Here is a 234-nt window from a genome sequence, read left to right as displayed (position 1 = left end):
CGCCGTGGAGACAGGCAGCTTTTCCGCCGCCGGGCGTGACCTGGGGCTGGGCCAGCCGAATGACAGCCGCCATGTCGCCGCACTGGAGCAGCATCTGCAGACACGGTTACTCAACCGCTCCACACGAAACCTGGTGCTCACCCCGGAAGGCGAGCGCTATTACGCGGAGGTGCGGCGCATTCTGGATGCGGTGGGCGAGTCGGAAATGTCGCTACGCGATGACGTCCAACCTTC

At 65.0% G+C, this 234-nt stretch carries 1 protein-coding gene; it reads left to right on the top strand.

Translation table 11 applies throughout. The features are described from left to right. A partial coding sequence (locus ACQG3P_RS24090; RefSeq protein ID WP_426806456.1) for a LysR family transcriptional regulator occupies positions 1–234 on the top strand: 234 nt, incomplete at both ends.

Source organism: Stenotrophomonas sp. SrG (assembly GCF_050031795.1).
Lineage (GTDB): Bacteria > Pseudomonadota > Gammaproteobacteria > Xanthomonadales > Xanthomonadaceae > Stenotrophomonas > Stenotrophomonas rhizophila_A.
Note: the sequence above shows the minus strand (reverse complement) of the source record. Positions and strands in the feature narration are given on the sequence as shown.